This window comes from Pseudomonadales bacterium, from assembly GCA_041395945.1.
Classification (GTDB): Bacteria; Pseudomonadota; Gammaproteobacteria; order Pseudomonadales; family Azotimanducaceae; genus SZUA-309.
Map to the genome: position 1 here is coordinate 290,013 of JAWKZN010000002.1, position 26,133 is coordinate 316,145.

27 protein-coding genes are annotated in these 26,133 nt (G+C 62.9%); 18 read left to right on the forward strand and 9 right to left on the reverse strand.

The annotated features are described in order from the left end of the window. The first annotated feature begins 17 nt into the window (after positions 1-17). Entirely contained in the window at positions 18-647 is a 630-nt protein-coding gene (locus R3E82_18030; protein MEZ5552786.1) for a class II aldolase/adducin family protein, read from the forward strand. A 5-nt stretch (positions 648-652) separates the two neighbouring features. Further along, positions 653-1,657: an S-methyl-5-thioribose-1-phosphate isomerase gene (mtnA, locus tag R3E82_18035; protein MEZ5552787.1), complete on the forward strand. Its 1,005-nt coding sequence runs from the start codon at positions 653-655 to the stop codon at positions 1,655-1,657. A gap of 7 nt (positions 1,658-1,664) precedes the next feature. Here mtnA and R3E82_18040 read toward each other — a convergent pair whose 3' ends face one another. Further along, on the reverse strand, positions 1,665-2,216 hold the full coding sequence (locus R3E82_18040; GenBank protein ID MEZ5552788.1) for a hypothetical protein: 552 nt from the start codon (positions 2,214-2,216) through the stop codon (positions 1,665-1,667). Between the two features lie 146 nt (positions 2,217-2,362). On the opposite strand from R3E82_18040, the gene greB reads away from it, so the two are divergent. After that, a complete protein-coding gene (gene greB / locus R3E82_18045; protein ID MEZ5552789.1) occupies positions 2,363-2,869 on the forward strand; it encodes a transcription elongation factor GreB in 507 nt (168 codons plus the stop codon). A 5-nt stretch (positions 2,870-2,874) separates the two neighbouring features. Here the strand turns inward: greB and R3E82_18050 are convergent, their stop codons facing one another. Continuing rightward, a complete protein-coding gene (locus R3E82_18050; protein ID MEZ5552790.1) occupies positions 2,875-4,203 on the reverse strand; it encodes a Rid family hydrolase in 1,329 nt (442 codons plus the stop codon). 159 nt (positions 4,204-4,362) lie between these two features. On the opposite strand from R3E82_18050, the gene R3E82_18055 reads away from it, so the two are divergent. The 7 genes from R3E82_18055 to aroA are packed head-to-tail and all read left to right on the forward strand — an operon-like array spanning position 4,363 to position 9,337. After that, positions 4,363-4,992, forward strand: a complete 630-nt coding sequence (locus R3E82_18055) for an EF-hand domain-containing protein (GenBank protein MEZ5552791.1) — start codon at positions 4,363-4,365, stop codon at positions 4,990-4,992. Between the two features lie 55 nt (positions 4,993-5,047). Beyond that, positions 5,048-5,674 (forward strand): sigma-70 family RNA polymerase sigma factor, encoded by a 627-nt coding sequence (locus R3E82_18060; protein MEZ5552792.1) that lies wholly within the window; start codon positions 5,048-5,050, stop codon positions 5,672-5,674. Between the two features lie 17 nt (positions 5,675-5,691). Beyond that, entirely contained in the window at positions 5,692-6,108 is a 417-nt protein-coding gene (locus R3E82_18065) for a hypothetical protein (protein MEZ5552793.1), read from the forward strand. Beyond that, complete coding sequence (locus R3E82_18070) at positions 6,098-6,595, forward strand: periplasmic heavy metal sensor (protein MEZ5552794.1); 498 nt, start codon at positions 6,098-6,100, stop codon at positions 6,593-6,595. The genes R3E82_18065 and R3E82_18070 overlap by 11 nt, the downstream gene beginning before the upstream one ends. Next, positions 6,592-7,191 (forward strand): SecY-interacting protein Syd, encoded by a 600-nt coding sequence (locus R3E82_18075; GenBank protein MEZ5552795.1) that lies wholly within the window; start codon positions 6,592-6,594, stop codon positions 7,189-7,191. Before R3E82_18070 ends, R3E82_18075 begins: the two co-directional genes overlap by 4 nt. A gap of 60 nt (positions 7,192-7,251) precedes the next feature. After that, entirely contained in the window at positions 7,252-8,007 is a 756-nt protein-coding gene (locus R3E82_18080; GenBank protein MEZ5552796.1) for a hypothetical protein, read from the forward strand. A gap of 43 nt (positions 8,008-8,050) precedes the next feature. Beyond that, positions 8,051-9,337, forward strand: a complete 1,287-nt coding sequence (aroA, locus tag R3E82_18085) for a 3-phosphoshikimate 1-carboxyvinyltransferase (GenBank protein MEZ5552797.1) — start codon at positions 8,051-8,053, stop codon at positions 9,335-9,337. Here aroA and R3E82_18090 read toward each other — a convergent pair. The 3 genes from R3E82_18090 to R3E82_18100 all read right to left on the reverse strand — a co-directional run bounded on the left by R3E82_18090 (position 9,325) and on the right by R3E82_18100 (position 12,624). Next, the gene (locus R3E82_18090) at positions 9,325-9,882 is read right to left on the reverse strand and encodes a helix-turn-helix domain-containing protein (GenBank protein MEZ5552798.1); all 558 of its coding nucleotides are present in this window, start codon (positions 9,880-9,882) and stop codon (positions 9,325-9,327) included. The genes aroA and R3E82_18090 overlap by 13 nt on opposite strands. Positions 9,883-10,623: 741 nt before the next feature. Beyond that, positions 10,624-11,121 (reverse strand): methylated-DNA--[protein]-cysteine S-methyltransferase, encoded by a 498-nt coding sequence (locus R3E82_18095; GenBank protein MEZ5552799.1) that lies wholly within the window; start codon positions 11,119-11,121, stop codon positions 10,624-10,626. A 15-nt stretch (positions 11,122-11,136) separates the two neighbouring features. Beyond that, the gene (locus tag R3E82_18100) at positions 11,137-12,624 is read right to left on the reverse strand and encodes an AlkA N-terminal domain-containing protein (protein MEZ5552800.1); all 1,488 of its coding nucleotides are present in this window, start codon (positions 12,622-12,624) and stop codon (positions 11,137-11,139) included. Between the two features lie 105 nt (positions 12,625-12,729). Here R3E82_18100 and R3E82_18105 point away from each other — a divergent pair, with 105 nt between their 5' ends. The 4 genes from R3E82_18105 to R3E82_18120 are packed head-to-tail and all read left to right on the forward strand — an operon-like array spanning position 12,730 to position 16,632. Next, complete coding sequence (locus R3E82_18105) at positions 12,730-13,917, forward strand: hypothetical protein (protein MEZ5552801.1); 1,188 nt, start codon at positions 12,730-12,732, stop codon at positions 13,915-13,917. Continuing rightward, positions 13,914-15,011: a metallophosphoesterase gene (locus R3E82_18110; GenBank protein ID MEZ5552802.1), complete on the forward strand. Its 1,098-nt coding sequence runs from the start codon at positions 13,914-13,916 to the stop codon at positions 15,009-15,011. Before R3E82_18105 ends, R3E82_18110 begins: the two co-directional genes overlap by 4 nt. Positions 15,012-15,069: 58 nt before the next feature. Beyond that, complete coding sequence (locus R3E82_18115) at positions 15,070-15,762, forward strand: MBL fold metallo-hydrolase (protein MEZ5552803.1); 693 nt, start codon at positions 15,070-15,072, stop codon at positions 15,760-15,762. A gap of 27 nt (positions 15,763-15,789) precedes the next feature. After that, the gene (locus R3E82_18120; protein MEZ5552804.1) at positions 15,790-16,632 is read left to right on the forward strand and encodes a M55 family metallopeptidase; all 843 of its coding nucleotides are present in this window, start codon (positions 15,790-15,792) and stop codon (positions 16,630-16,632) included. On the opposite strand, the gene R3E82_18125 is transcribed toward R3E82_18120, so the two are convergent. After that, complete coding sequence (locus tag R3E82_18125) at positions 16,626-17,174, reverse strand: DUF2147 domain-containing protein (protein ID MEZ5552805.1); 549 nt, start codon at positions 17,172-17,174, stop codon at positions 16,626-16,628. The two genes, R3E82_18120 and R3E82_18125, sit on opposite strands and share 7 nt — an antisense overlap. 164 nt (positions 17,175-17,338) lie before the next feature. On the opposite strand from R3E82_18125, the gene R3E82_18130 reads away from it, so the two are divergent. Both R3E82_18130 and R3E82_18135 read left to right on the forward strand, forming a co-directional pair. After that, positions 17,339-18,196: an enoyl-CoA hydratase/isomerase family protein gene (locus tag R3E82_18130; GenBank protein ID MEZ5552806.1), complete on the forward strand. Its 858-nt coding sequence runs from the start codon at positions 17,339-17,341 to the stop codon at positions 18,194-18,196. Beyond that, positions 18,193-18,942 (forward strand): enoyl-CoA hydratase-related protein, encoded by a 750-nt coding sequence (locus R3E82_18135; protein ID MEZ5552807.1) that lies wholly within the window; start codon positions 18,193-18,195, stop codon positions 18,940-18,942. The genes R3E82_18130 and R3E82_18135 overlap by 4 nt, the downstream gene beginning before the upstream one ends. 86 nt (positions 18,943-19,028) lie before the next feature. On the opposite strand, the gene R3E82_18140 is transcribed toward R3E82_18135, so the two are convergent. From R3E82_18140 to R3E82_18150, 3 genes are all read right to left on the reverse strand, one after another. Beyond that, entirely contained in the window at positions 19,029-20,426 is a 1,398-nt protein-coding gene (locus tag R3E82_18140; protein MEZ5552808.1) for a Fic family protein, read from the reverse strand. A gap of 772 nt (positions 20,427-21,198) precedes the next feature. After that, positions 21,199-22,176: a malate dehydrogenase gene (locus R3E82_18145; protein MEZ5552809.1), complete on the reverse strand. Its 978-nt coding sequence runs from the start codon at positions 22,174-22,176 to the stop codon at positions 21,199-21,201. 107 nt (positions 22,177-22,283) lie between these two features. Next, on the reverse strand, positions 22,284-22,709 hold the full coding sequence (locus R3E82_18150; GenBank protein MEZ5552810.1) for an NUDIX domain-containing protein: 426 nt from the start codon (positions 22,707-22,709) through the stop codon (positions 22,284-22,286). Between the two features lie 163 nt (positions 22,710-22,872). Here R3E82_18150 and R3E82_18155 point away from each other — a divergent pair, with 163 nt between their 5' ends. Beyond that, on the forward strand, positions 22,873-25,236 hold the full coding sequence (locus tag R3E82_18155; protein MEZ5552811.1) for a penicillin acylase family protein: 2,364 nt from the start codon (positions 22,873-22,875) through the stop codon (positions 25,234-25,236). Then, the gene (locus R3E82_18160) at positions 25,233-25,976 is read left to right on the forward strand and encodes a GNAT family N-acetyltransferase (protein MEZ5552812.1); all 744 of its coding nucleotides are present in this window, start codon (positions 25,233-25,235) and stop codon (positions 25,974-25,976) included. The genes R3E82_18155 and R3E82_18160 overlap by 4 nt, the downstream gene beginning before the upstream one ends. The last annotated feature ends 157 nt before the right edge of the window (positions 25,977-26,133 follow it).

The window sequence follows — 26,133 nt, forward strand, 5'->3', positions numbered from 1 at the left end:
GAAGCGGATTGTAACCAGTGGCGGATTCCGAAGGCATCATACGTTTCGCCTACGACCTGCAGCCGAGTGTCTCATCCATCGTGGACGAAGAACTCTTCGCTCAGCTCAAAGCCTGGCGCACCATTCTCACCAAACTGTCCCTCCTGGGCCGGCATCCGCGCCGCTACGATGGACTCGGATTCGGCAACCTCAGCCTGCGGGATCCTGAGCGGCCGGGAGAATTCATCATCACCGCCAGCCAGAGCAGCGGCATCCGGCGCATCGATCAGCGCAATATTACCCGCATCACGAACTACAACCTGCAGCGCTTCTGGGTGGATGCCTGCGGCGAAGAGCCGCCCTCCTCCGAGACCATGACCCACGCCATGATCTATGCCGCCGATCCGCGGATCTCCTGGGTATTCCACGCCCACAGTCCGGAAATCTGGAGTCGCGCCGCGGCGCTGGCGCTGCCCTGCACGCCGGATACCGCGGTGAACGGCAGCGGCGAACTGGTTCAGGCCGTGTCAGATCTGCTCAACCGCTACCACTCGCGGCCGATCGTTTTTGCCACCCTCGGACACACGGACGGCATCTTCGCCTGCGGACCGACCGCCCGGGATGCAGGCGGTCTGCTGGTGAGTTACCTCGCCAAGTCGCTGGTCTAGACGGGGTGACGGTGCCATCCGCCATCGTCTGGGAAGCTGGCAGGCTGCGGCTGCTCGATCAGCGGCGCCTGCCGACGACGGTCGAATACCTGGATATCGACAGCGTCGACTCTGCATTCCAGGCCATCCGCACCCTCGCGGTGCGGGGTGCACCCGCCATCGGTATCGCGGCCGCTTACGCGCTGGCGCTGTCCATGCAAAATGCCGGTGCCGCACAGTTCCGTACCAGACTCGAGGAGAACGCCCGGCGTCTGAAGTCCGCGCGTCCGACCGCGGTGAATCTCGCCTGGGCGGTAGATCGACTCCTGCGGGCCGCATCCCGCTGCGCCGATTACCCCACCCTGGCACGGGAAGCGGAAGCCATTCACCAGGAAGACCGCGCCCTGTGCCGGGCCATCGGCCAGGCGGGGCGGGTACTGATCACACCCGGTTGCCGGGTGCTCACCCACTGCAATGCCGGCGCACTTGCCGTCTCGGAGTTCGGTACCGCCACTGCACCCCTCTACCTCAGCCACCAGGAGGGTGTGCCCTTCAGGGTCTACGCGGACGAAACCCGCCCGCTGCTCCAGGGTGCCCGGCTGACCGCCTGGGAACTGGGCCAGGCCGGCATCGACGTACACCTGCTGTGCGACAACGCGGCAGCAAGCCTGATGGCCGGTGGCGGCATTGATCTGGTGCTGGTGGGTACAGACCGGGTGACCGCCAATGGCGATGTGATCAATAAAATCGGGACACTGAATCTGGCGATTCTCTGCAATTACTACAACATCCCCTTCTATGTCGCCTGCCCGGCTTCAACCTTCGATCCGGACACGTCCTGTGGGGCCGATGTGGTGATCGAGCAGCGCGATCCCGAAGAAGTGATCGGACCCCACACGGCCCAGGTACCCGTCTACAACCCCGCCTTCGACGTCACACCCGCCGCACTTGTCCGGGGTCTTGTTACCGATCGCGGTCTGATTCCTGCGCCGGGCACCCGGAACCTTAAGGACATATTCTCCCGCACCTGACACCGCCTCAGTGGGTGTTCTGATGCTGAATTCGCTCCGGTCTTTTGAAGGGATTGATCAGCGTGGTGTCTTTGCCGCAGAAACGCACGTTGGGGAATCCCATATTCATGATCTCCCGCACCCGCGCCCTGGTCCGGTCGTTGACATCCACCATGATCAGGTAGCGGCCGGCTTCTATTTCATGATGGAACGGTTCGAGTTTGTAGTTCTCGCGGGACAGACCCACCATGCCGCCCTGCCAGGCACCGAAGAAGGCACCCACCAGGGTGCACAGCACGACAGTCATGCCGCTTGGCGCCCAGGGCAGAGCGTCTGCAAGATAAAGGGCCATCCCCACTGTGAACCCCACACAGGCGCCGATCATCGCCCAGCGCTCGCCGGTGTGAATGATGTCGAGCTGCTGGTAGGTATTGGCTGAGTGAATGTGATGCTGATAGAGGCCGCTTTCGTTTCTGGCCACCACATGAAAATTCCAGTCGGTGATCCCTTCATCGTGCAGCGTTTCGGAAATCGCCTTGGTCGTTTCAAGACTGTCGGCAATGTAGTAGAGACGGCGCATGGCTAACCCTCCTTGCTCGCTGTCATCGAGTATACGCAGGCCGAATCGGAGCGTTAGACTCATTCTTTCTATGGGAGCGGGCTCATAAACAGCATGTGGTCTGACATTCTGCCAGCGCAGCACCGGCCCGTCGGGCTTCCAGAGGCATGAGCCGTTACCGGCCACCCTCACCCAGGTCTTCGCCCTACATCACACCGGCCGGTCATGCGCGCCTGCAGCAGGAACTGAAGTATCTGTGGAAGGAGAAGCGCCCCGAGGTCACCCGCAAGGTGTCCGAAGCCGCCGCGATGGGCGATCGTTCTGAGAACGCGGAGTACATCTACGGCAAGAAACAGTTGCGCGAGATCGATGCCCGGGTGCGATTTCTCTCAAAGCGCCTGGATGAAGTTCAGGTGATCGACAAACCTCCGAGAGATCCGAGCCGGGTCTTTTTCGGCGCTCTGGTCACCCTCGAAGACGAGGACGGTCACTGTTTCCGCTATCGCATCGTAGGGCCGGATGAGTTCGATGCAGCACCCGGCTACATCAGCATTGACTCACCCATGGCCCGCGCGCTGCTGAAAAAGCAGATCGATGAGGAAGTGGGGGTCACCCAGAAAGACAAGGTGAACGTCTACACCATAACCGCAATCGCCTACGAAGACCTCGACTGAAGGCCTCAGCGGACGCCGGTTGCAGTACCCTGTGCGGCGCTCTGTGCAGGGCGGAGGGCCTGCTGAAAAAATCCGGTGGTCCGAGTAACGGACGCCGCCCGGGCGACGGGATCCGACCGGAAACGCACCACACCGCCACGACCGAGATGACTGAATGGATCCTCCAGCTGCAGGTCGGCACCGAGTGCGTTGAACCCGTGATAGGCGTCCGCATACACAACCACTTCGAACACACCCCCATAGCGCCGGGACAGTTCGGGACAGGTACCGGGCTCGTCGTAGTCGTCCCTGGCACCCGTCTGCAGCAGCACAGGTGCTGCGGAAAGCGCGCCGAGTTCGTAGCCCGGCACCCGATCATAGACCCAGCACACCGGATAAAAGGGCGCATGGGCAGCAAAGCGTCGACCGCCGCCGTATTTCTCGATGTTCTTTTCGGTGGCCGCCAGCATTGTCATCACACCACCCCAGGAAAAGCCCATCACGCCGATCCTCGCGCCATCCACTTCCGGCATGTCTGCCAGGAACTGCAGGGCCGCAAAGGCATCCGGCAGCGTCTCCGGCACCCCGGATGGACGACCGCTGCGATCGGCCATCCAGCCCCGTGCGGCCCACAGGTCCAGTTCCAGAGTGACAAATCCAGCCGCATTGAGCGCCCGGGCGTGCAGTTCACCGCGGCTGTCCACACCCGCCGATCCATGCAGGATCAGCACGGCCGGCGCAGGCTGCTGTGCAGTCACGGGATAGCGCAGGTTACCGGCAACCGACCGGGTGCTGACTTCCCCGACACCCGGTTCCTGCCGGACACCCGGCTCCTGCCGGACACCCGGCTCCTGCCGGACCACAGGCACACTCACATAGGACGACCGCACCGGGTCAGCACAGGGCTGCAGGCTTGCGACCACATCGATTTCCACCGCGATGGCACCACCGAAATCGAGGCCCGGCACCAGACTGCGCGCGGGCAGCCGCGCACCCCGACTCTCGAAGTAGGCACGATAGAGTTCGTTCATCCGGGGGATATCCGCCGGATCATTGAGATAGACCGTGATTTTCAGCACTTCGTGTACGGAAGTGCCTGCCACCTCCAGCGCAGCGTCGAGACGCGCAAGGGCACGCGTCATCTGGGCATCGAAAGCGGGAGGCGGCCCGTCGCTGCCGGGATCAACCCCGATCTGACCGGAAATAAACACCAGTTCGCCACCGCGTGTATAGGTGACATAAGGCGCGGATGACACATCCGCACTGCGATCCGGCGTACAGACCCCGCCCGTCAGGGCGGCGGCCGCAGGGACCGCGGGCCAGAACGCGAGGGAAACCAGCAGAAGTATCGACATCACAGCTTCTTTCAGTCTTACCAGCACAGAATTCTCCGCTGCATGTTCAAAAGCGGCGCTACTATAGCCGAAAGACTGCATGCGGATTTTTTCTGCACCGCTGCGACGGGTTTGCTGTCGAACTTCGTAAGAGTCAGCAACACAACCAGGAAGATGCTCATGAAACACCCATCCCCATTGCTCCGGCCCCTGCTCACCGCAGCGGCCCTGGTCACCGCTCTCGGCGCATCCGCAGAGGATGCCAACCAACCCGGTGAGCCAGCCGCCACCCGGGAGCATCGTTTCCCGATCAGCGTGGCTGATCTCGAAGCCCGGGCAACTGCCATGTTCGCCAGGATCGACGGCAATGCAGACGGCGTGATCGACGCCGCTGAGTTCGCAGCCCATGACCCCGGTAAAGGCCGCCACGGCGAACACCGCGGATTCCGTGCCCCGGGTGCGCCCCACATGAGAGGTGAAAGGCAGTCCCCAGGGGCAGCGGGTTCCGCGCGAGCAGCGAATCGCGCGGAACACGAAGCAGAACTGTTCAAACAACTCGACCAGGATGCCGACGGCGCACTCTCTGAAGCCGAATTCGCCGGCCTGCAGGCTGCACGCAAAGTGCTGATGCAGCAGAGAGCGTTTACCCGTCTCGACGCCAACGGCGACGGCGTGCTGGACCGGGAGGAATTTCCACCGCGCAAACTTGCCGGTCTGGATGCCGATGGCGATGGCGAAATCAGCCGTGAAGAGATGCGCAGTCAGGTTCGCGGCGCCCGGCAGTCCGGCAAGCAGCAGAAAGCTGGCTGACAGTCCCCCGGTGTCATCCCGGCAGTGCGCCGCTGCAGCGGAGGCCTCCACTGTGGTGGGGGTCTCCACTGTCGTGGAGGCGTCAGCGGAGGCAGACGCCTCTGCCTGCGCCGACGATGCTCTGCTGCAGCGTGTGCGCGATCGCGACGAGGCTGCGTTCGCCGAACTGGTACGTCGACACCTCGGAGCGGTCCACACTTATCTGCTGCGGATGACCCGCTCGAGCGCCGATTCGGAGGATCTCGCCCAGGAAACTTTTCTGCGGGTCTGGCAGAAGGCGTCAGCCTATAAGCCCGGCAAGGTCAGAGCGACGACCTGGATACACCGTATCGCGCACAATCTCTGCGTGGATGGTTTCCGTCGACACAGCGCAAAAGGCGGACACCTGGTGGATTCCGATTTATCCAACGCGGGCGGTGGCTCTGACGAGCTCGCGGACACAGGCAGCGATCCCTTTCTGCAGCAAAGTGCCACCGAGACCAGATCTCTACTGCTCGCCACGCTCAGCGCGCTTCCCGAATCCCAGCGCGCGGCCTTTGTGCTCTGCCAGATGCAGGGATTCAGCAATGCCCAGGCTGCTGACATCCTGAGGGTGGATGTGCGTGCGCTGGAATCCCTGCTCGCCCGCGCGCGCCGGACTCTGCGGGAAGCAATTTCTGACGGCAATGAGGTGAATGCCTGAGACCAGGAGTACAACGAATGAACGAAAGCACTTTTAACGACCTGCTCGATCAACACGGCGCCGACCTGTCACAGTGGCCGGCGGATGAGATCGCCGCCGCACAAGGTCTGCTCGAGCGCTCTCCGGTCGCACAGAGATCCCGGGCCGCAGCAGAAACCCTGGAGCGGGTGGCCCGTGAACTCGGGGCGGCAGACACCCCCACCGGCCTGCAATCACGCATCCTCGCAAGAGCAGGCGAACCTGATGTTTGGGAGCGATTGGCAGACTGGTTCCAAGCCGCCCTGTGGCGGCCGCTGACCGCGGGCGCACTGCCCCTGCTCATGGGTTTTGTGATCGGAATGCAGAGCCCCGCCTCCACCGACACCGCGCTGCTGGCAGAACTGAGCGCACTGCCGCTGACACCGACCATCGAGGACATCGGGTATGACGAGTAAACGCTGGATGATCTCTGCGCTGATTCTGTCCCTGGTCGCAAACGGGGTCCTCATCGGCTACCTGCTCGGCAACTTCTCAAGGCATGAATTCAGGCCCCCGCTGGTCAATTCCATGGTGGGAGCACGCCATATTCTCGCTGAGCTGCCGCCCGCACGCCGGGATATGCTCGAGCCGCTCCTGAATCAGCACCTGCGCGACCTGCGCCCGAACCTGCGGGAAATACGCAGCGCCCAGTCAGATATCCGCGCGGCGATACTGGCGGATCCTTTCGACCCCGAAGCGCTGCGTGCAGCTCTCAACCGTTTTCAGCAGCGGCTTGGAGCATCCCAGGCTGGCGGCAATGACTCCTACGTCGCCTTTGTCGCAGCGTTGAATCCCCGGGAACGGGAAATTCTGGTGAAGGGCATGAACCGATCGCCGGGCAGGCTCCCCAGCTATCCGGAACACCGCTTTGGTGGTCATGCAGACAGGGACGACCGTCCGTGAGGGTCACCCACGCACTCACGAATTTCGTAGACGCTTACTGCAGGACCTATCCCGTTCTGGACACCGCCTACGATCCGGAGTGGACGTCTCCCTGCGAGATCGGCGAACCCTATTCGGGATCGGACGGTGAGCGGCGCATCCACTGGCGACCCATCGCGCGGGAATCCGCCGACGGGGATTTCGCACCGCTGGAACGCGCGCTGGAGACAGCCGTGCATCCCGACATCAAGGCCTACTACGGCGCCTACTGGTCCGGCAGTCTCGAGGCGGAGGCCCCGGACGGGCATGTCAGTCTGCTGTGTCTGTGGAATCCCGACGACATCCAGCGGCTGACGGAAAATCTCATCGGTCACGTACTGGCCGGTCGACGCGCGCGGGGCCCACTGAGCATTTTTTTTGCCTGCACCGAACCCGACTCCGAGTACTTTCTCAGCGTCGAAAACGCCACCGGCGCGGTATTGCTGGAGCGGCCGGGCTCAAAGCCCGTGCGCCGGGTCAGCGACTGCCTTGCCGATTTCATCACCACACTGGTACCCGCCCTGCCCCCGGGCACCCCGCTCCCCAGGACTGTGGGAGGCTCAACACCCAATGCGTGAACCAGTTGCTGGCGCCCGTCGACCCGGGAGCTAGTATCGACGGCATACGGGGACAGAAACATGCCAGTCGGATATCTGAAAAACAGTCGCATCATGCAGACGATTCGCTCGCGGGTCGCATTCCACATCCGCCAGCACGGTTTCGACCATTGCATGCAGCGCATCGTGGACGGTCAGGAGCGGCCGATCCCGGGCAGTCTCATCGCCGAGGCTTTCGCGCAATGGGGAGACCCCTTAAGCGCCAGCGATGAAGGCTATCTGCGCAGCTGTCTCGCCGAAGTCTCAGCCACCAGTGGCGCCATCCTGCAGTGTGGTGCGGGATTGTCGACACTGGTGCTCGGTGCCATATGTCATGGCAGCAACACCAAGGGCCACCAGCTCTGGTGTCTGGAACATGATCGACACTGGGCCAGCACCATCCGCTCCTGGCTCACCGAATACCGGGTCGCGAACACCCATGTGATCCACAGCCGGGCCCAGATGTTCGAAGGCTATACCTGGTACTCGGTAGACACTGCCAGACTGGCGAAAACCTACAGTCTGGTGCTCTGCGAGGGCGTCCGGGCCTCCCCCCGGGGGGCATTCGGCGCACTGCGGCGCCTCGAAGGTCATCTCGCCTCTTCCTTCGTGATGCTGGCGCGGGATGCCGGACAGGCAGCCGACCTCAAACTGCTGAAAAGCTGGGCCGATGCGAATGAGGCCAAGTTCGTCCTGGTAGACCGCCAGGAAGGGTTTGTGAAAATTTCCCGTCAGGCCACCCACCAGGTCAACGCCGCTGGAGTCCAGGCGAACTCGAAGATGAAGCGCGCTTACTGAGCCGACTCGCCCGCATGGGTGCGATGGTGTTTAATGCCGCGCCATGCGCACTCTCACCCTGAAACCTGCGGCCGCGCTGGCCGGACATGTCACCATCCCGGGCTCGAAGAGTATTTCCAATCGAGCTCTGCTGCTTGCGGCCATGGCCGAGGGTGACACACGCCTGCACAACCTGCTCGACAGCGACGACATCCGCTTCATGCGCCTTGCATTGCAGAAACTCGGTATCGGGCTGCGGGAAGGCGTCGATACCTGCCTGGTCGAAGGCCGTGGTGGTCCGCTGGTGACCGACGCCCGCGAATGCGAACTCGATCTGGGCCTTGCCGGCACTGCCATACGACCGCTGGCTGCCGCACTGACTCTGGGCAATGGCACCTTCACCCTCGACGGCATCGAGCGCATGCGCGAGCGGCCCATCGGACCTCTGGTGGACGGTCTGCGCCAGCTTGGCGCGCGCATGGATTACCTGGGTGTCAGCGGTTACCCGCCGGTACGCGTGCAGGGCACAGGTCTGGCCGGTGGCCGCATAACCATGGCCGGAGATCTGTCGAGCCAGTTTCTCACCGCCCTGCTCATGGCAGCCCCCCTGGCACGTGGGCCGGTGCACGTCGACATCGACGGTGTCCAGGTATCCAAGCCTTACCTTGCCATCACCCTGCATCTGATGAGCCGTTTCGGTGTGATGGTCGAGCACCAGGATTTCCAGCGCTTCGACATCACGCCCGGTCACTACCGTTCGCCGGGAGATTTTCTGGTCGAGGCAGATGCCAGTTCAGCATCCTATTTTCTCGCAGCAGGTGCCATCGCCGGCAATGGTGTGACCGTGCACGGTATCGGTTCGGACAGCGTGCAGGGCGATGTTGCGTTCGTTGACGTGTTGAAACAGATGGGCGCACGTGTGGACGTTCACCCCGCCAGCATCAGCGTGCGACCTGGAAAGCTGCACGCAGTCGATCTTGATCTGAATGCGATTCCAGACGCGGCCATGACTGCCGCAGTGCTGGCCCTGTTCGCGACAGGCACCACCACGCTGCGCAATATCTACAACTGGCGGGTGAAGGAAACCGACCGACTGGCCGCCATGAGTACCGAATTGCGGAAACTCGGCGCCACCGTGATCGAAGGTCGGGACTTCCTGTCCATCACCCCGCCAGGGAAACTCTTCAGCGCGGCAATCGATACCTACGGCGACCACCGCATGGCGATGTGTTTCTCACTGGCCTGTCTGGGGGGAGTATCCGTCGACATCCGGGATCCGGACTGCGTGAGCAAAACCTTTCCTACCTACTTCGAGCTTTTCGAAAAGCTCCGGGTTGATCAGGCTGGCTGAACCCTGGGCTGGAGTTTGATCCGGGGCTTCTGAGTCTCCGCCGCAGCAACCGCACTGAACCTGCGCATCAATCCCGCCATGGCCACATGCCTGTCTTCGAGCCCGGCAAAGGGGCCCAGTCGCGACTCCACAAGATCCGGCAGCAGGGCTTCGAGCAGCTCCAGCGCGATCAGCACCAGTGCGCGGCTGCCGGCGTCGGCCGAATCCGGCTGGGGCAGCCAGCTGTTCAGACTTTCACTCAAGCGCAGGGGCATCGACCGACCGCTGCCGGACAGCCCTGCCAGCAGCTGCCAGGCTTCGACCCGGCAGGCGTCCCGCTGCCAGGGCGGCTGGGACAGTTCCTCCCGCAACTGCTCCAGGCAGTCTTCCAGGGCTGCATCAAAGAGTGCCTGCTTGTCGCCGAAGTAGTGATAGAGCATGCGTTTGTTGACGTCTGCATTAGCGGCTATGGCATCCACCCGGGCACCTTCCAGCCCATCCCGGGCAAACGCCCTGCGGGCGGCATCGAGAATCCGGCGCTTCTGGATTTCCGGGGTACGTCGCATGGCGCGACTATAACCATCCGGTTACTTCCAGGTCCAGTACTTCCAGGTCCACTGCTTCGTCGCCCACTACTTGCGGATCCATGCTTTCCAGGTCCAACACTCCGAGGAATCACGCCCCTCTCGCGAAGCGCAAAGCATGCTCCCGAAGCCACAAGCCGGATCCAGAAGTAACCATTTAGTTAAAACCAGCCGTACAACGTTCAGCTCAACCTCCAGGAAGTGATCCGTCACCAATTCGGGGCATCTGGCAGGGTGGCAGCGAGGCACTGAGACCTCGCGCAGCCCTTCCAAGGTGCCACTGCTCTGCGGACTTGCCTCGTGAGGAACACGAGTCAATCCGCTGCCGCAGTGCTGCGCTACACGGTCCCAGTGCCTCCCTGCCACCCGCCTGCCGCAACAGCCTTCCGGAGTCAGTCGCACGCCCTCCCCCAGCAATCCGTTTCGTTTTCCCTTAGGACGAACGGCTGCCCACCATCGATACGCAGCACAACCCTCGGAGCAGACTACGACCGCACAGCGGGTCAGCGCAGTATTTCGCTGGGGTTATGGATCAGGCGCTGGATCACGAAGCTCGGAAGCATTCATCCAGCGTGGTCGAGGACGGGCTACCCCGGGCCGTGTAGCAAGGGCACAGCGGAGCTGCCGAGCGAGGCCCGGGGTAGCCCGTCCTCGACCACACTCTGATCAACCTCTTTCCGTACTTCTTGAACCGCGCCAACGTACATCGGCAACGGATTCAGTCTAGCCTTCCCGGGCAAACAGCCCCGAGTGACTGCGCTCGAGATCGAGCAGGAAGCGTTTGGCATCGAGACCGCCACCGAATCCGGTCAGTGAGCCGTCACTGCCGATCACCCGATGACAGGGGATCACAATGGGAATCGGATTGTTGCCATTGGCACTGCCGACCGCACGCACCGCCTTTGGATTCCCCACCGCCACCGCGATGTCCTGGTAAGAGCGGGTTTCGCCATAGGGTATCTCCTGCAGTGCACTGAGCACGGATCTCTGAAAGGGTGTCGTATCCGGTTCGAGGTCGAGTTCGAACTGCCGGCGGCTGCCTTCGAAGTACTCTTCGAGCTGCCGCCGTACCTTGCGGAATGGCTCGTCATAGCGCTCCCAGGCCTCTTCCGCGCCCCGGGCTTTAGCCCCCCGGGGAAAGCCGATGACCTTCAGGCGCGCGCGGTCTCCGGCCAGCAGCAGGCGGCCGACCGGGCTGTCCATATAGGTGTAAAACATCATCGCTCTCCTGTTCTGTTACCGATTCCGGCGCAGTTGCTCCGTACGCCACAGGTACATCACTGCATAGGCCCGCCACGGCCGCCAGGCTTCCGCCAGAGTCCGTGCCCCGGCGGCAGTTTTTTCGAGCACCTTAAGGACCACCCAGTCATTGTCGGGAAACGCATCCGGATCCCGGGCCACCCGCATGCCGACATAGCCGGCCGTCCAGGGACCGATGCCGGGAATGGCGCAGAGCCGTTCGCGCAGCTGCAGCGGATCTACGCTTTCATCGAGGATCAGATCCCCGTCGAGCACCGCTCGCGCCAGGGTCTGAATGGCCGCCGCCCGCCTGCCCGGCATGCCCAGAGACACAACATCCGCTTCGGCAAGCGCCGCAGGATCCGGGAAACCACCGGCACCAAAGCGCTCACACATCTGCGTGGCCAGGGCGGTCGCCCGGGCAACGCTCACCTGCTGGCCGAGCACGGCCCGCACCGCGGTTTCGAAGCCGTCCCAGGCTCCCGGTACCCGCAGCCCCGGGTCTGCGGCCACCGCCGTGCGCAGCTGTCGGTCTGCACCCAGCACCGCTTCCAGCGCGTGAGGGTCGGCGTCCAGATCGAAGAGGCGCCGCACCCGTTGCAGAAGGGCACCCAGGTCAGTGACCGCCTCGGCGGGTACCGCAAGGTGCAGCGCGCCCGCCACCCAGCTCACCTGCAGCCAGCCCGGGCACTCGCCTGCCCCTTCTGTCGCAACGAGCCTGCGCCGATACGTATGTCCCTCCACCTCTTCGAGGCCGGGCAGGCCACGCTGACGGAGAAAATCGAATACCCAGTCCGCATGATAGGGCTCACGTACCGGCAGAGTGAGCTGCAGCAGCTGATCGCCGGCAGCCAGGCCATCGGCGGCTTCGTCCTGGGCCGGGGAACGGGCAGCACCGGTCTTTCTCCCCGGGGGTCTCCCCCGCAGAGTGCGGGCCCGCAGGATGCGGGGGGCGCGACCGTAGGTCGTCCGAATCTCATCATTGAAACGCCTGACGCTCCGGTAGCCGGCCCGCAGGGCGACATCCGCAAAGGGCAGCGGACTGTGGTCGATCAGGCGCTTGGCCAGCTGCACCCGGCGCACCTTGGCAAGGCTCTTCGGGCTCGCACCAAGTTCGGCATTGAACAGGCGATTGAGATGTCGCGTGCTCAGCGCCAGCTCGCGTGCCAGGGCGTCCAGATCCCGGTCGTCGAGAAAACCGGCGTCGATCAGGCGCAGACCGCGGATGACCGTCTGGCTGGTGAGGGTCCACTCGGGCAGACGCCGCGCGGTTTCCGGCCGGCAGCGCAGGCAGGGCCGGAATCCCGCTTCCTGGGCGGCGGCCGGGGTCTGGAAGTAGCGGACATTGTCTTCCGCCGGGATCCGGGCCGGGCACACCGGCCGGCAATAGATTCCTGTGGTCAGCACACCGACGATGAACCGGCCATCGAAGCGGGGGTCCCGGGACAGGCGCGCCCGTTCGCAGATTTCCGGCTCCGGTAACATGGGAACTCCCGGATGTTGAGGGATGAGAAGCGACTATAATGGCCGGCCGCGGAAAAAACTCGCCGAAACCGGACATTGCTGCGAAACCATGAATCCCCACCCAGCATGAAATATCCAGACAGTGACAGGCTGCTGGAAACCGCCATCCACGCCTGGCGCAACCGCTTGCCTGCCCCCCCGCCAGTTTCACTGCGGCTGGATCGACCCTGGTCCGAGTCCGGCGCACCGGCCGATCTGCACCTCGACTATCAGTGCCGCGGCAATCCCGAGGATCCGGATCTGACCTTCACGGTGGACGGTGTGACATTCGGCCTCCAGGATCCTGTTGCACTCGAGGCCGTGCCGATCGCCAAGCCCTGGGGGCAGGAAATCTGGTACACGGGCATCGAGGCACGGGGGGAGAGCCGGGTGGTCGGGGCCGGTGGTACGGTCAGCCTTGCCCACTATCTGGCTGCAGCGCCGGACGCCCTGTGTCGGCGCCAGGCCATTGTGCTGCTGAAGGTGCTGGATCCGCGACCGGAGCCCGTGCTTGGTGAGCTCTATTTCGAAGTCCATGAAGAGAAACGCGAGGTCTACGTGGTGAGCCACGTGGACGCCGGGGCCTGGCCAGAGGGTCAGGGCGCCATCCGCTTCGGCATGGATCAGAGACGGCGCGAAGCAATGGGGGATGAGGCGTTCAGGGCCGCCTTCCTCGACGCCGTTGCCCGCTATGAGCGCCTGCGCGATCAGGTGGACGCCGGCAGCCGGGAGCTGGGTGAAGAAGAAGCCGCGGCCAGGGACGCTGTGCACGCCTTCACCGCGCTCAGACCGCTCCGGGTCGGGGACGTGGTGGTGGTTCCGACCTGGACACCCCACGCCCTGCTGCACGGTGTGCGGGTCGTCGAGTTTCAGACACCCACCTACGAGCGCCATATCATTTCCTTCGGCCAGAAAGTGCTTACCCAGGCACACTGGGACAGCGCGCTGGCCATATCCCGGATGCAGCTCGAGCCACCGGAACCTGCACAGTTCGAACCCATCACTCCGGGCGTGAGCCGTATCGCCCGCTTTCCGGATTTCGGCGTCTGGCGCGCGGCTGTGGAGCCCGGCGGTCGCCTGCAACTGCCCGCAGACCTGCCCTATGCGCTGTGCCTGTGTGTCGACGGTGAGATTGAGCTCGCGGGCCGCACCGGCAGTCTGAACCTGACCCGGGAAAAGGCGGCCTTCATTCCGCATCGTGCCCTCACTGCAGCAGTCGCCAACGCATCCGGAACACACCCGGCCATCGTTCTCATCGCGGCTCCTGGACTGTGAGCGACGTCCGTATCAGCAGCGCCGGCGGGCGACACTGGCTGCGTGCCCTGCAACGGCGCGCGCTGCCCCTGCTGGTGGTGAACCTGTTCTATTTCGGCGTGCTCGTCTATCCGGTGCTGCGCATCTGGAGTCTCCTCACGCCTGTGCCACCGGGCACCGTCGCCCTGCTTGTGATCATGGTGGGTCCGATCATCGGACGCCTTGCCTGCGAATGGCTGCCGGGCACTTTCACCCGTCTGCTGTCCGCGCTCGCGCTCACCTGGCTCGGCCTGTGTTTCATGGCTTTTACCCTGGTCATCTGCTGGGAGGTCTTCGGCTGGCTGCTGCCACTGGAGGATCGAACCTGGGGTCTGATTCTGCTCGGCGCAGTATCCCTGGTCGGGCTCTATGCTCTGCAGAACGCACAGACCCTCGCAGTGAAAACCGTGCCCATGACCGGGCCTGCCAGCATGCGCGGTCAACGCCTGGTGCAGATCAGCGATATCCACGTCGGCTCCAGACACGGCCGCTTCCTGAGCAGAGTAGTGGAGCGCGTCAACGTGCTGGCACCGGATCAGGTGCTGATCACAGGCGATCTGATCGACTTTGCAGATATCGGAATCGACGAGATCGCCGCCCTTGGCAGACTGAACGCCCCAGCCACTTTCATCATCGGCAATCATGAGCGCTATGTGGATCTCGAGGCGATCTGCCAGCGCCTGCGCAGTCTCGGCGTGCGGGTGCTGCGCAATGAAACCGCAATCGTGGGCCCGATGCAGCTCATCGGCATCGACGACGCCGAGCCGAAAACCCAGGTGGCAGCCGAACTCACCCGCCTCCGCCCCGCCGGCGACAGTTACCGCATCCTCCTCTATCACCGGCCGGATGGTGCCCAGGACGCCGCAGACTGGGGCGCGCATCTGATGCTCTGCGGGCACACCCACAATGGTCAGATCCTGCCATTCAACCTGCTGGTGCGGCGCATTTTTCCGCGCATCTGCGGGCGCTATGAGGTCGATGGCATGACACTCTATGTCTCACCCGGCACAGGCACCTGGGGACCGGTGCTGCGCCTGGGCTCGCGCTGCGAGATCAGCCTGCTGACATTTGCGTGAAGGGCTGTTTTCATGAGCGGTGCGCAACAATGATTCACCTGCGACAGAGGGCTCTCAGATGCCGGAGATCGATTCAGAAGAACAGGAACTGATCATCGAACAGATCGAGATCGGTCCGATGCAGAATTTCACCTACCTGGTGGGAAGCCGCACCACCCGTGAAGTCGTGGTGGTCGATCCCGCCTGGGACATCGCCGCACTGACCGAGCACATCGCCAGCCGCGACTACAAACTGCGGGGCGCCCTGATCACCCACTACCATCCGGATCATTGCGGTGGCTCCTTCGGCGGCCATACCGTGGAAGGGGTCGCCGAACTCCTCCAACACCAGGGGCTGAAGATCTATGCGCATCGTGAGGAAGCGGCAGGTCTGAAAAAGGTCACCGGCATCTCGGATACCGACATGATCAAGGTCGACTCGGGAGACACCCTCGATATCGGCGAGATCTGCGTTGAGTTTCTACACACTCCCGGACACACGCCGGGGTCGCAATGTTTCCGTATCAGACACACGCTGGTATCCGGCGATACCCTGTTCATCAACGGCTGCGGGCGTGTCGATCTGCCCGGGTCGAACACCGAGGACATGTTCCGCAGCATGCAGAAACTGAGCGCCCTGCCCGACGATACGCTGCTGCTGCCCGGTCACAACTACGCCCACGTACCCAACGCCACCCTGGCCGAGACGAAGAAGCACAATACTTATCTGCGTATCCAGGATCTGGCCACCTGGAAGACGATCATGGGTTAGCACGGGGAGCACATCATCAGAGTCTTTATCAGTGTCGACATGGAGGGGATTTCCGGCCTGGTGCGCTGGATGGATGTCTCATCCAAAGGTATCGACTTCGCGCGCAACCGGGATCTCATGACCCTGGATACCAACGCCGCCATCGAAGGTGCTTTCGCAGGCGGGGCCACTGAGGTCACTGTCGAGGAGAACCACGGTGTGGAAGACCTCTGTGTGCTCAACATGACGCTGATCGATTCACGCGCCCGGGTGATCCGCGGCGCCGGTCGGCCGGGTGCGACCACCATGGCAGGATTGAATGAGCAGGTAGGTGTTGTGCTCCTCATCGGTCACCACGCCGGTGCCGGTTCTTTCCCGGGCATCATGGCGCACACGATTTCGTACGGCGGATTCAGACTGGTCCGACTCGCCGGATCCCCCATTGGCGAACCGCATTTTTTCGCGATGCGCGCCGGTGAGCTGGGTGTGCCGATCGGCATGGTCAGTGGCGATCAGGTAGTCGCCGCTCAGGTATGCGACCTGTGTCCCTGGGCGGAAGCGGTGATCGTCAAACAGGCCCTGGGAAACCAGGCAGCGGACTGCCTTGCCCCGGCGGCGGCCCGGAAGCTGATTACTGCAGGCGCCCGGCGCACCCTGGAGCGCGCAACAGGCGGCGAACTGCAGGCGCTGAGCGTTTCGGGACCTTACGAATTTGAAGTCGAGCTGCGTAAACCGGTCAGCGAAACCATGCGCGACAATCTCGACTCACTGCCGGGATTCGAGATCATCGATGAAGCGGTGATCAGGGTAATCGCACCGGACATGGATCTGGGATTCCGCCGGGTCGCCTATCTCGGCTATGCAGACCGGGCGGGAGTGACGCGTCACTGAGTCGGTGTACAGGCGGGCTCATCGATACCGGAAGTGCTGATCATTTTGAGGATGTCTTCATCGCACACTGCTACCGGCAGCAGTCCTGTGCTGCGACCCAGCCAAGGCATGCCGAGGATGAAGCCGCGGACGTGCAGTTCATTGTCTTTCACCCGGATCCGCGCGCTGAAAGTGCGACCGCTTTCCGGTGAATAGACCCTGCCGGACCAGCGCCCCCTGCGGAATTCGAAATCGCTGAACAGCTCCAGGCCGAGCAGCGGACGCTCGCGCAGAGCAGGATCCGGATTCTGATCATCAACCTTCACGGCACCCACCTCACCGCGCCCGTCTTTGCGACGATACAGCGGATGCTTGAGGGCAATCAGCCTGGCGCTCAATGACGCCCCCTGGGTCGTCACCTCGATCAGGGTACCGCCGGTGGACCAGCGGCCGATGGGCGCCTGGCGCTCCGCGTTATCCTCGGCTTCGCTCGCATGCATCACACCCGCCCACAGCAACAGCACGAACACGGACAGTTGCGCCCCAGGGGCAGCAGATCGCACTGAAATCACCCTCCGTAAAATCTCACCCGGCCTCAGTTCGGCCAAACTGCCGGCGCCGTGGGCAGTTGCCATCGCAAAGGTGCGGTGCTGGCGCCAGTGACTGAAACGCGGTATGAAACCACAACCAATCTGAATCGCACATTAATCCGAGAGGGGGAGCAACGATGAACACCGGCAGTTTCACCGGATTCGACCTGAGCCTGCGCGAGCCCGGTATCGCCTGGTTCCAGTTCAACACACCGGCACGACTCAACGGCATGACCACCGCCATCAAACGCGATCTGATCGAAGCCGTGACCCAGGCGCAGATGGACAACGCCGTCCGTGTCCTGGTGTTCACCGGTACCGGCCGGGCCTTCTGTGCCGGTGATGATCTGAATGCCTATCGCGACGCGGATCTGCCAGGCACCCGTCTCGTTCCCGACATTCCCCCGGGGCACGACAACGCGCTGGGTACCTACAACGGACTGCGCACCATATCCCAGCAGCTCAATACCGTGGTACGCAACCTCGACAAGCTCACCATCGCCGCCATCAACGGCGTGGCGATCCAGACCGGATTTTCCCTGGCATTGTCCTGTGATTTCCGCATCGCCGCCGAAGGGGCCCGCATGGGCAGCGCCACCCTGCGCTTCGGCCTGCTGCCGGACGAAGGGGGCCAGTGGCTGCTGGTGCAGTTGCTCGGCGTTGCCCGCACGCTGGAATTTCTCATGAGCAAAAAAATCGTGGACGCGGAGGAGGCCCTGTCCCTGGGTCTGGTGAACCGGGTGGTGCCGGCCACCGAACTCGAGTCTGCCGCCATGCACTGGGCACAGGAACTCGCCGCTGGGCCCCAGGTCTCCATGCGACTGCTGAAACGCTCGGTGTACAACGCGGCGGAACTGGGCTGGTCCCAGGCACTGGACGAAATCGCCGCCAAGACTGCGATCTCCGATCATCATCCGGACGCCCGGGAAGGGGTCATGGCGTTCCGGGAAAAACGCACCGCAAAATTCAACGACTGGCTGGAGAAGCGCTCATGAGCGATGCAAGCGACGTGGTGACCTACGAGTCCGCAAACGGGATCGCCATCATCACCATTAACCGGGCGGACAAGATGAACGCCTTGAACGAGGCGGTCATTCAGGGTCTGCGCGCAGCCTGGCAGCGGCTCGAGGATTCCGATGACCGCGTCGCCGTGCTGCACGCTGCCGGTGATCGGGCGTTTTCGGTCGGTGCGGACATCAAGGATCCGCCTGCGGAGATGTGGCAGGGCGTGCCGAGCGTGGGTGAGGCGGTGAGCAAGCCGGTGATCGCCGCCGTGCATGGCTGGTGCATCGGCGGCGCTTACGTGATCGTGCAGATGTGTGATCTGGTGGTGGCCTCGGAGACCACGATTTTCAAATACCCGGAAGCCCAGCTGGGCTTCACGGGCGGGCTTATCGCCAGCGCAGTGGCGCGTATTCCCCACAAGATCGCCATGGAGTTCATGCTGCTCGGCCAGGATCTCGATGCCAACCGCGCCGCCGCCGTGGGCATGGTCAACCGGGTTGTGCCGAAAGGCACTGAGCTCGCCGCCGCACTCGAATACGCCGAAATCCTGAAAAATTCAGCGCCACTGGTCGTGGCGACCCTCAAGGAATTCTCCCTGCACACCATGAATCAGAGCCCGGCGGAAGCCGCCGCAATCGCCCGGGATCAGCTGCTCGGGGTGCGCAACAGCGCAGACGGTGCCGAGGGCCGGCGTGCGTTCGCAGAAAAGCGCACACCGAGGTTCCAGGGGAGGTGATCCGCTAACCACTCACCGGTGGATTTCTAACAGGCTCGTGAATACAGAGTCCTGGGAAATTCCATCCACTCACTGTAGCAGGCTGGTCAACACCAGCCTTGCCGCCAGGCCTGGTACTCGGCCGGGCGCAAGCGGTAGCGCGCGATGTTGCCTTCGTGAAGGCTCATTATTTCGGTCTCCACGACCTCGACAAATCGCGCCTGGTCCGCCGGTGGTACCTGCTCCGCCCCGCGTTGTCGCGCCAGCGCGGTCGCGGCTTTCTTGTCCATTCCCGTGCGCACCACCGCCGCAACGAGCTCGGCGACCAGCGTCCGGTACCGCAGGCGGAACGGGTCTGGCTCGCCGAGGGATTGGCGCACTGCAGAGTACCGTGCGCTCGAGCGTCCGCAAGCCCAGACGAACACGTCGCGCAACAGCTCGACGCGATTCAGCTCATAGATGGCCAGCACGCCGTCAATGTAGGCTCGCTCCGGCACGTCCACAAAGGACAGGGGGCAGAGATTCTCGCGGATCAGCGGAATGTTGGCGGCAAGGCGAGAGACCCGCTTGTTGACATCCTCGAAGCCCTGCAGATAGGCGAAGTGCACGAGCCCGAAGAAGGCCTGCTCAAAGGGATCCGTGATCGCAGCTGCGGTATTCAGGATCTTCTCGAAACATTCCTCGATCAACTGAGGCAGCTCCGGCGGATGGTAGACCGTGCCGTCGATGCCCACTGGAATCCGCCGCAGCCGGCCGCCGGCCTGGGGGTCGGCAAGCAGGTTATCCGCGAGCAGCGCGTGCAGATTCAGGATGGTGTAGCGGTTGAAACCAATCTCCCCGGCCTCGCTGACGAGCAGTTCGATGGCAGCCTTGTGGTTCAGGATCATCTGCGCTTCCAGTGCATCCTTGCCCTCGGCGGTCTCGCCAAGCTCCAGCAGACGCTCGGTTTCCAACAGCGAGTAAGTGTTGCCTTCCAGGCGGCTGGAATTCCATGAAAGGTCGATCAGCAAGCGACTGTAGATCGCACGGGCATAGGTTCCCGCCGGGTGCTCGCCGTCGGATGGACGGCCCAGTTCGAGTAGCCGTCGGCGCGTCGCCGTTGACAGGTAGTAAGTTTCGTTGGGCCGGTAGTCATCCAGAAAAGCGCGCTGGTAGCCGACCGGGCGCCGTTGCTGGATCGGCAGGCGAACCGCTTGCCTGATCGCTGCCGCCTCTGGCGAGATCGGCACATAGACCTCTCCCCCTCCCTCGATGCTCGCACCACCCGCGACCAGATTCCCTGCGCCGGTTATCGCGACGGGGATCCGATAGCGACGGCCCTTGCGCTGCCCTGAGGCAATCAGCCGCTCCAGTTCCACCAGCAGAGCGAGGCGGCGCTGCAGCATCCGCGGCGGCATGTCGAACGGCAGGCCCTCCCGGATGGTACCGACACGCACACCCTCAGGGTGTGCCGCGACGACTGCGAGGATGGCATCGAGCTCTTGTTCGGGGATCCGCTTCGGCATGTTGCGGATTATATGTCGCTAAAACACCTTATACGACATATAAAACACGCTATATGACGCATATTGTCTTTTATGTCGTAAAAAACGCTTTTGTCGTCGCAAACGTACCGCTCTTAACAATCCTTCTTGCGCATCGAACGTGCGCATCGAACAGGGAAGCCGCCAGGTTCGCGGTCGCATGGACGCCGTACAACACATCGTGCGGCATCGCCGCTCTGACCGAGGGTGGATTCCAATCGGCGATCGGAGCTGAGTATTCCGGCGAGTCGATCAGACCCACCAGTTGTTTCTAGTCGGTTGTTGAAATCGCGTTTGTTACCGTTGGACAAAAGAAGATCTATCGGTGATTGAGCCTGACCTTTAAGTGTTTCGGAAAGTCTCGACCAAATTGTCTTGGGAGCTTAATTTAGACTTCGGTACTAGAGTAGATTGTTAAGACCAACTCATGCTCGTCTAGTCTGATCTCCTCTATTGCATCCCATGTTAAGTAGAAATTCCTGGGCTTTATGATCGGGTTGCGGTGAAGGGAAACGTGTACGCCTCCCACTTCAAACAACGCAGCCAGGTGGTATGGTTCGCCGGAGATCGAGCCAATCCCTTCCGTATCTGATTCCGATTCACTGTGGAGGTGTCGTATAAATCGGCGGTGGAGTGGGAGTCCGAGCCTGCGCTGCTGTCGGTATCGCAGTTCGCCCGCAACCTCATGCTTGAGCATCAGCGTGCGCGCAGCACCACATGGTAGCTCCAACCGCCCTTCAGTTACCTGGCATCCTCAACCAGGCAATAGATGGGCCACCGCGTCACGCTCTTCGGTCAACTCCTGCTCGGTCGCCTGCATCTTCGCGCGGCTGAATTTGTTGATCTCCAGCCCCTGCACAATCTTCCAGTCGCCGCCTTTGCAAACCACCGGGAAGGAGTAGATGAGTCCGGGCGCCACGTCGTAGCTGCCGTCCGAATACACTGCCATGCTCACGGTGCCCTGACTGCCGAGTGCCCAGTCGTGCATGTGGTCGATGGCGGCGTTGGCCGCTGAGGCGGCACTCGAGGCGCCTCTGGCCTTGATGATCGCAGCACCGCGCTGCTGCACGGTGGGAATGAAGTCTTTTTCATAGTAGGCCATGTCCACCAGATCGAGCGCCTTCTTGCCCGCCACGGTGGCGTGGTGAATGTCCGGATACTGGGTGGCGGAATGATTGCCCCAGATGGCCAGACCCGCAACGTCCGTCACCTGCTTGCCTGTCTTGCCAGCGAGCTGTGCGACCGCCCGATTGTGGTCCAGGCGTGTCATTGCCGTGAACTGACGCGGATTGAGATCCGGCGCGTTGCGCTGGGCGATGAGACTGTTGGTGTTGGCCGGGTTGCCGACCACCAGCACTTTCACGCCACGGCTCGCGTGATCGTTGAGCGCCTTGCCCTGTACCGAGAAGATGGCCGCATTGGCTTCGATCAGATCCTTGCGCTCCATACCGGGTCCGCGCGGACGCGAACCCACCAGCAGTGCATAGTCACAATCCTTGAAGGCCACGTTGGCATCGTCGGTGGGGATCAGACCCTGAACCAGGGGAAAGGCACAATCCTCGATTTCCATGATCACCCCTTTCAGGGCATCGAGGGCCGGGGTGATTTCCAGCAGCTGCAGAATCACCGGCTGGTCTTTGCCGAGCATCTCACCCGAAGCGATTCTGAAAAGCAGTGCGTAACCGATCTGGCCGGCCGCACCGGTCACTGTGACTCGTACGGGTTTTTTCATGTGGTCTCCCAACCGTTGGCTGTCAGTGAGTTAGTATCAAAGCGGGCGCGCATTGTATGCCAGCGGGCCGCAGGGTGAAAAATGTAACTTGTCCGCTGTGCCTGGACTCAATCCCACGCCAGTTCCTGATACCAGTGGCCGCGAGCCCTCAGATCCAGGGCGGTTGCGATCCAGGGCGCCATGGGGCCCGGCAGATTTTCCACATCACACCAGACCAGCAGATCGAACACCGGCTCATTGATCCGCGGCTCACCATCGAAGCCTGAGCTGGCGAACACCAGGTTGACACCCTGATGTCGACCGGATCGATAGGGCAGCACACACAGCGGCGCAACCTCGAGAGGGCACACACCGAGCTCTTCCTGGCACTCCCGGCTGATCGCAGCAAGAGGACTTTCGCCCGCTTCCTGATGCCCGCCCGGCAGCGCGTACCAGCCGTCCATGAAACCCGTGTTGGCCCGTCGTAACAGCAACAGGCGATGCTCGCTGAGTGCCAGCAGATGCACGACCACCGGAAACCGATCCCTCTCCATGCTGCCTCCAGCCCCTCTCAATGCCGCTCATCGTGCAGCCGGTGAAAGGCGGCGTCCACCCGCACCAGGACCCTGCCCGGGATTCCAGGCCTCTGAGTCGTGCACTGCCGGCACCTTCTGAATTAACCTGACCGTCATCCGAGCATCGCCCAGGAACCCAGACATGATCTACCCCGCGACCCAGACGGCTGCCGGGCTGCCCCCACCCATACCGGGGCAGGCCCGGGAAACCGCGACGGGCCGCCAGTTCGTGGGCGCTCTCGGACTGCTGCTCGGCATCCTGATGCTGATCACCGGCTGTGACCGGACCGTTCAGGATTCCCTGACCACCGGCGTATCCCCGCAAACCCAAAGGCTCGCCGCCACCGCGGAACGCATCACCATTCTGCGCGACGACTTCGGTGTACCCCACATCTACGCCCCCACGGATGCGGATGCCGTGTTCGGCCTCCTTTACGCCCAGGCCGAGGATGATTTCCCGCGCATCGAGCGGAACTACATCTGGGCCATCGGCCGCCTGGCGGAAGTGCTGGGCGAAGCGGCCCTCTACAGCGACCTGCGGGCCCGACTCTACATGAGCCCGGAGGAAGCCCGGGCCGCCTACGACGCGGCACCCGACTGGCTGCAGGCCCTGTGCGATGCCTTTGCCGACGGACTGAATTACTACCTGCTGACCCACCCCGAGGTGACACCACAACTGCTCAACCACTTCGAACCCTGGATGCCCTTCTACTTCTTCGAAGGATCCATCGGTGGTGACATCGAGCAGATTCCCCTCGAAGGTATCGAGGCCTTTTACAGCCTCGGGCGCAGTGTGGAAGACACACTGCCCGGCCCGGATCGGTCGCTCCCCGCAGCTGCACAGGCGCCACGCCCTGTCCAGGCCAGCTCCCCTGCCTCAGTGGCCGAACGCTTCGCAGAACCCCGCGGATCGAACGGCATCGCCGTTGCCGGACATCTCACTGCCTCCGGTGCACCCATGCTGCTGATCAATCCGCACACGTCATTCTTCTTCCGCGGCGAAGCCCATGTGGTGAGCGAGGAAGGGCTCAACGCCTATGGCGCGATCACCTGGGGCCAGTTTTTCATCTATCAGGGTTTCAACGAGCACACCGGCTGGATGCACACCTCCACCGGTGCCGATTTCATGGACGAATTCGTGCAGCGCATCGTCCGGGACGGATCCGGACTCTATTCGGTTTACGGCGGACAAATGCGCCCGGTCACGGTTTCTGAAGTGAGCCTGAAGATCCGCGAAGCCACCGGAGTCAGCCAGCGAACCTTTCCCATCTACCGCACCCATCAGGGACCGGTGACACACCGCAGCGAGGGCCGCTGGGTAGCCACCCGTATCAACTGGGACCCGGTCAATGCACTGCGTCAGTCTTATCTGCGCATGAAAAACGCAAACTATGCCGAGTTCCGGCAGATGATGGACATCCGCACCAACTCTTCGAACAACACCGTGTACGCCGACAGTGCCGGTAACATCGCCTACTTCCACGGCAACTTCATGCCGAGACGTAATCCCGACATCGACTACGGAAAGCCCGTCGATGGCAGCGATCCCGCTACGGACTGGACGGGATTGCACAGCCTCGACGAGACAATCCAACTGCTCAACCCGCCGAACGGGTGGATCCAGAACGCCAATTCCACACCGTTCACCGCCGCCGGCAGCCACAGCCCGAAACCGGCGGACTTTCCAGCTTACATGGCGCCGGACGAGGAGAATCATCGGGCCGTGCACGCCATTCGGGTGCTGGAGGAGGCCCGGGACCTGACCCTGGAGGGACTCATCGAGCTGGCTTACGACCCATGGCTGCCGGGTTTCGAGCAGCTGATCGCCGGCCTCATCGACGCCTACGACACCCGCAGCGAGCCGGACAGCTGGACGGAGCTGGCAGCGGCCATCGACGTGCTCCGGGAATGGGACCTGAAAGTACGGCTGGATTCCGTGGCCCTGTCCCTGGCCCACTATTACGGGCTGAACATGCTGGAAGGCGTCGAGCTGCCTTCCGGCTACACCCGCATGGCCACCATCGACTGGCTGGGTACCGGCAGCGATCCCGGGCAGCGTCTGCAGATTTTCGCCGGGACACTGGCTGAACTCACCACGGACTTCGGCAGCTGGGCCACCCCCTGGGGCGAAATCAACCGCTACCAGCGTCTCGATGGCGCCATCGAACCACACTTCGACGATTCGGCCGCCAGTCTGGGGATCCCGATGGCGTCCGGAAACTGGGGCGCACTCGCCTCCTTCGGCGCCCCGCGCCGGGACGACGTGCGCCGCCTCTATGGCCGGTCCGGCAACAGTTTCGTTGCCGTGGTCGAATTCGGCGAGCGGCTCAAGGCAAAATCTCTGCTCGCCGGCGGCCAGAGCGGCAGTGCGGATTCGCCACACTTCAGCGATCAGGCCGAGCGTTACGCGGCCGCGGACTTCAAGGAAGTGGCCTTCTATCGCGACGACGTGGAGCGTCGGGCTGCACGCCGGTACCGTCCCGGCCAGGACGCTGCCACCCGATGACCCCGAACATCCCTCCGCGGCGCATCGAAGAGGCCTCCATCAATGCCTGGCCGGCACTGCGACAGATGCTGTTCGATGGCTGGCTGCTGCGCTTTTCCGGCGGTTTCACCAAGCGGGCCAACAGCATCCTGCCGCTTTACCCATCGGAACAGCCACTGCCTGAGAAGGTGCGCTACTGCGAGAACCTCTACGCCAGGGAGCGGCTGCAGACAGTGTTCCGGCTCACTTCCATCGGCGCGGCTGGTGAGATCGACGATTATCTGGACCGGCGCGGCTACCGGCACGACGATCCAACCGAGGTACTGTGCGCACCCGCCCCGCGCACCGCATCCTTCGAAGGGCCGCGAATTCACCTCTGCAGTCGCGAGCGCTGGCTCGATATTTACACCGAACTCACCCATCTGCCTGCCAGCGCCCAGCCGCTGCACCGGGCCATTCTCAAGGGCATCCAGACCGAGTGTGCCTACGCAAGCCTGGAAATTGACGGCGTGCCCCTGGCCTGCGGGCTGGGGGTAATCGAACAGGATCTCCTCGGCCTGTTCGATGTCTTCACCCATCCCGAGCAGCGTGGCAGGGGCCTGGCCCGTGCGCTCGTGAGTCAGCTGATGGCATGGGGCGCCGACCAGGGCGCGGGAATGACCTACCTCCAGGTCTCCGCCGGAAACGCCGCGGCGAAAGCGCTCTATGATCGGCTCGGTTTCCGGATGAGCCACCACTACTGGTATCGGATCTCCGGCTGACCGGCAGAAATGTGCAGTTGACCCTTTTCTTCCCGAATGCGCCGGGCTTCCCTTGATTCGGGGCCACATATTTGAGATGTTTCGCCCTTCGTGCGGACCGGGCACCACCGGTCCGCACGAAGTCGCGCCCCAGTACCGTACGCCTGAAAACAACGAT

What these genes read in the sequence shown, in the direction of transcription:
- aroA (MEZ5552797.1), top strand. Translation starts at nt 8,051, where the DNA reads ATGCGCACTCTCACCCTGAAACCTGCGGCCGCGCTGGCCGGACATGTC.
- R3E82_18155 (MEZ5552811.1), top strand. Translation starts at nt 22,873, where the DNA reads ATGATCTACCCCGCGACCCAGACGGCTGCCGGGCTGCCCCCACCCATA.
- R3E82_18055 (MEZ5552791.1), top strand. Translation starts at nt 4,363, where the DNA reads ATGAAACACCCATCCCCATTGCTCCGGCCCCTGCTCACCGCAGCGGCC.
- R3E82_18100 (MEZ5552800.1), bottom strand. Translation starts at nt 12,624, where the DNA reads ATGTTACCGGAGCCGGAAATCTGCGAACGGGCGCGCCTGTCCCGGGAC.
- R3E82_18145 (MEZ5552809.1), bottom strand. Translation starts at nt 22,176, where the DNA reads ATGAAAAAACCCGTACGAGTCACAGTGACCGGTGCGGCCGGCCAGATC.
- R3E82_18095 (MEZ5552799.1), bottom strand. Translation starts at nt 11,121, where the DNA reads ATGATGTTTTACACCTATATGGACAGCCCGGTCGGCCGCCTGCTGCTG.
- R3E82_18065 (MEZ5552793.1), top strand. Translation starts at nt 5,692, where the DNA reads ATGAACGAAAGCACTTTTAACGACCTGCTCGATCAACACGGCGCCGAC.
- R3E82_18115 (MEZ5552803.1), top strand. Translation starts at nt 15,070, where the DNA reads ATGCCGGAGATCGATTCAGAAGAACAGGAACTGATCATCGAACAGATC.
- R3E82_18135 (MEZ5552807.1), top strand. Translation starts at nt 18,193, where the DNA reads ATGAGCGATGCAAGCGACGTGGTGACCTACGAGTCCGCAAACGGGATC.
- R3E82_18150 (MEZ5552810.1), bottom strand. Translation starts at nt 22,709, where the DNA reads ATGGAGAGGGATCGGTTTCCGGTGGTCGTGCATCTGCTGGCACTCAGC.
- R3E82_18080 (MEZ5552796.1), top strand. Translation starts at nt 7,252, where the DNA reads ATGCCAGTCGGATATCTGAAAAACAGTCGCATCATGCAGACGATTCGC.
- R3E82_18140 (MEZ5552808.1), bottom strand. Translation starts at nt 20,426, where the DNA reads ATGCCGAAGCGGATCCCCGAACAAGAGCTCGATGCCATCCTCGCAGTC.
- R3E82_18105 (MEZ5552801.1), top strand. Translation starts at nt 12,730, where the DNA reads ATGAAATATCCAGACAGTGACAGGCTGCTGGAAACCGCCATCCACGCC.
- R3E82_18040 (MEZ5552788.1), bottom strand. Translation starts at nt 2,216, where the DNA reads ATGCGCCGTCTCTACTACATTGCCGACAGTCTTGAAACGACCAAGGCG.
- R3E82_18090 (MEZ5552798.1), bottom strand. Translation starts at nt 9,882, where the DNA reads ATGCGACGTACCCCGGAAATCCAGAAGCGCCGGATTCTCGATGCCGCC.
- R3E82_18130 (MEZ5552806.1), top strand. Translation starts at nt 17,339, where the DNA reads ATGAACACCGGCAGTTTCACCGGATTCGACCTGAGCCTGCGCGAGCCC.
- R3E82_18050 (MEZ5552790.1), bottom strand. Translation starts at nt 4,203, where the DNA reads ATGTCGATACTTCTGCTGGTTTCCCTCGCGTTCTGGCCCGCGGTCCCT.
- greB (MEZ5552789.1), top strand. Translation starts at nt 2,363, where the DNA reads ATGAGCCGTTACCGGCCACCCTCACCCAGGTCTTCGCCCTACATCACA.
- R3E82_18070 (MEZ5552794.1), top strand. Translation starts at nt 6,098, where the DNA reads ATGACGAGTAAACGCTGGATGATCTCTGCGCTGATTCTGTCCCTGGTC.
- R3E82_18160 (MEZ5552812.1), top strand. Translation starts at nt 25,233, where the DNA reads ATGACCCCGAACATCCCTCCGCGGCGCATCGAAGAGGCCTCCATCAAT.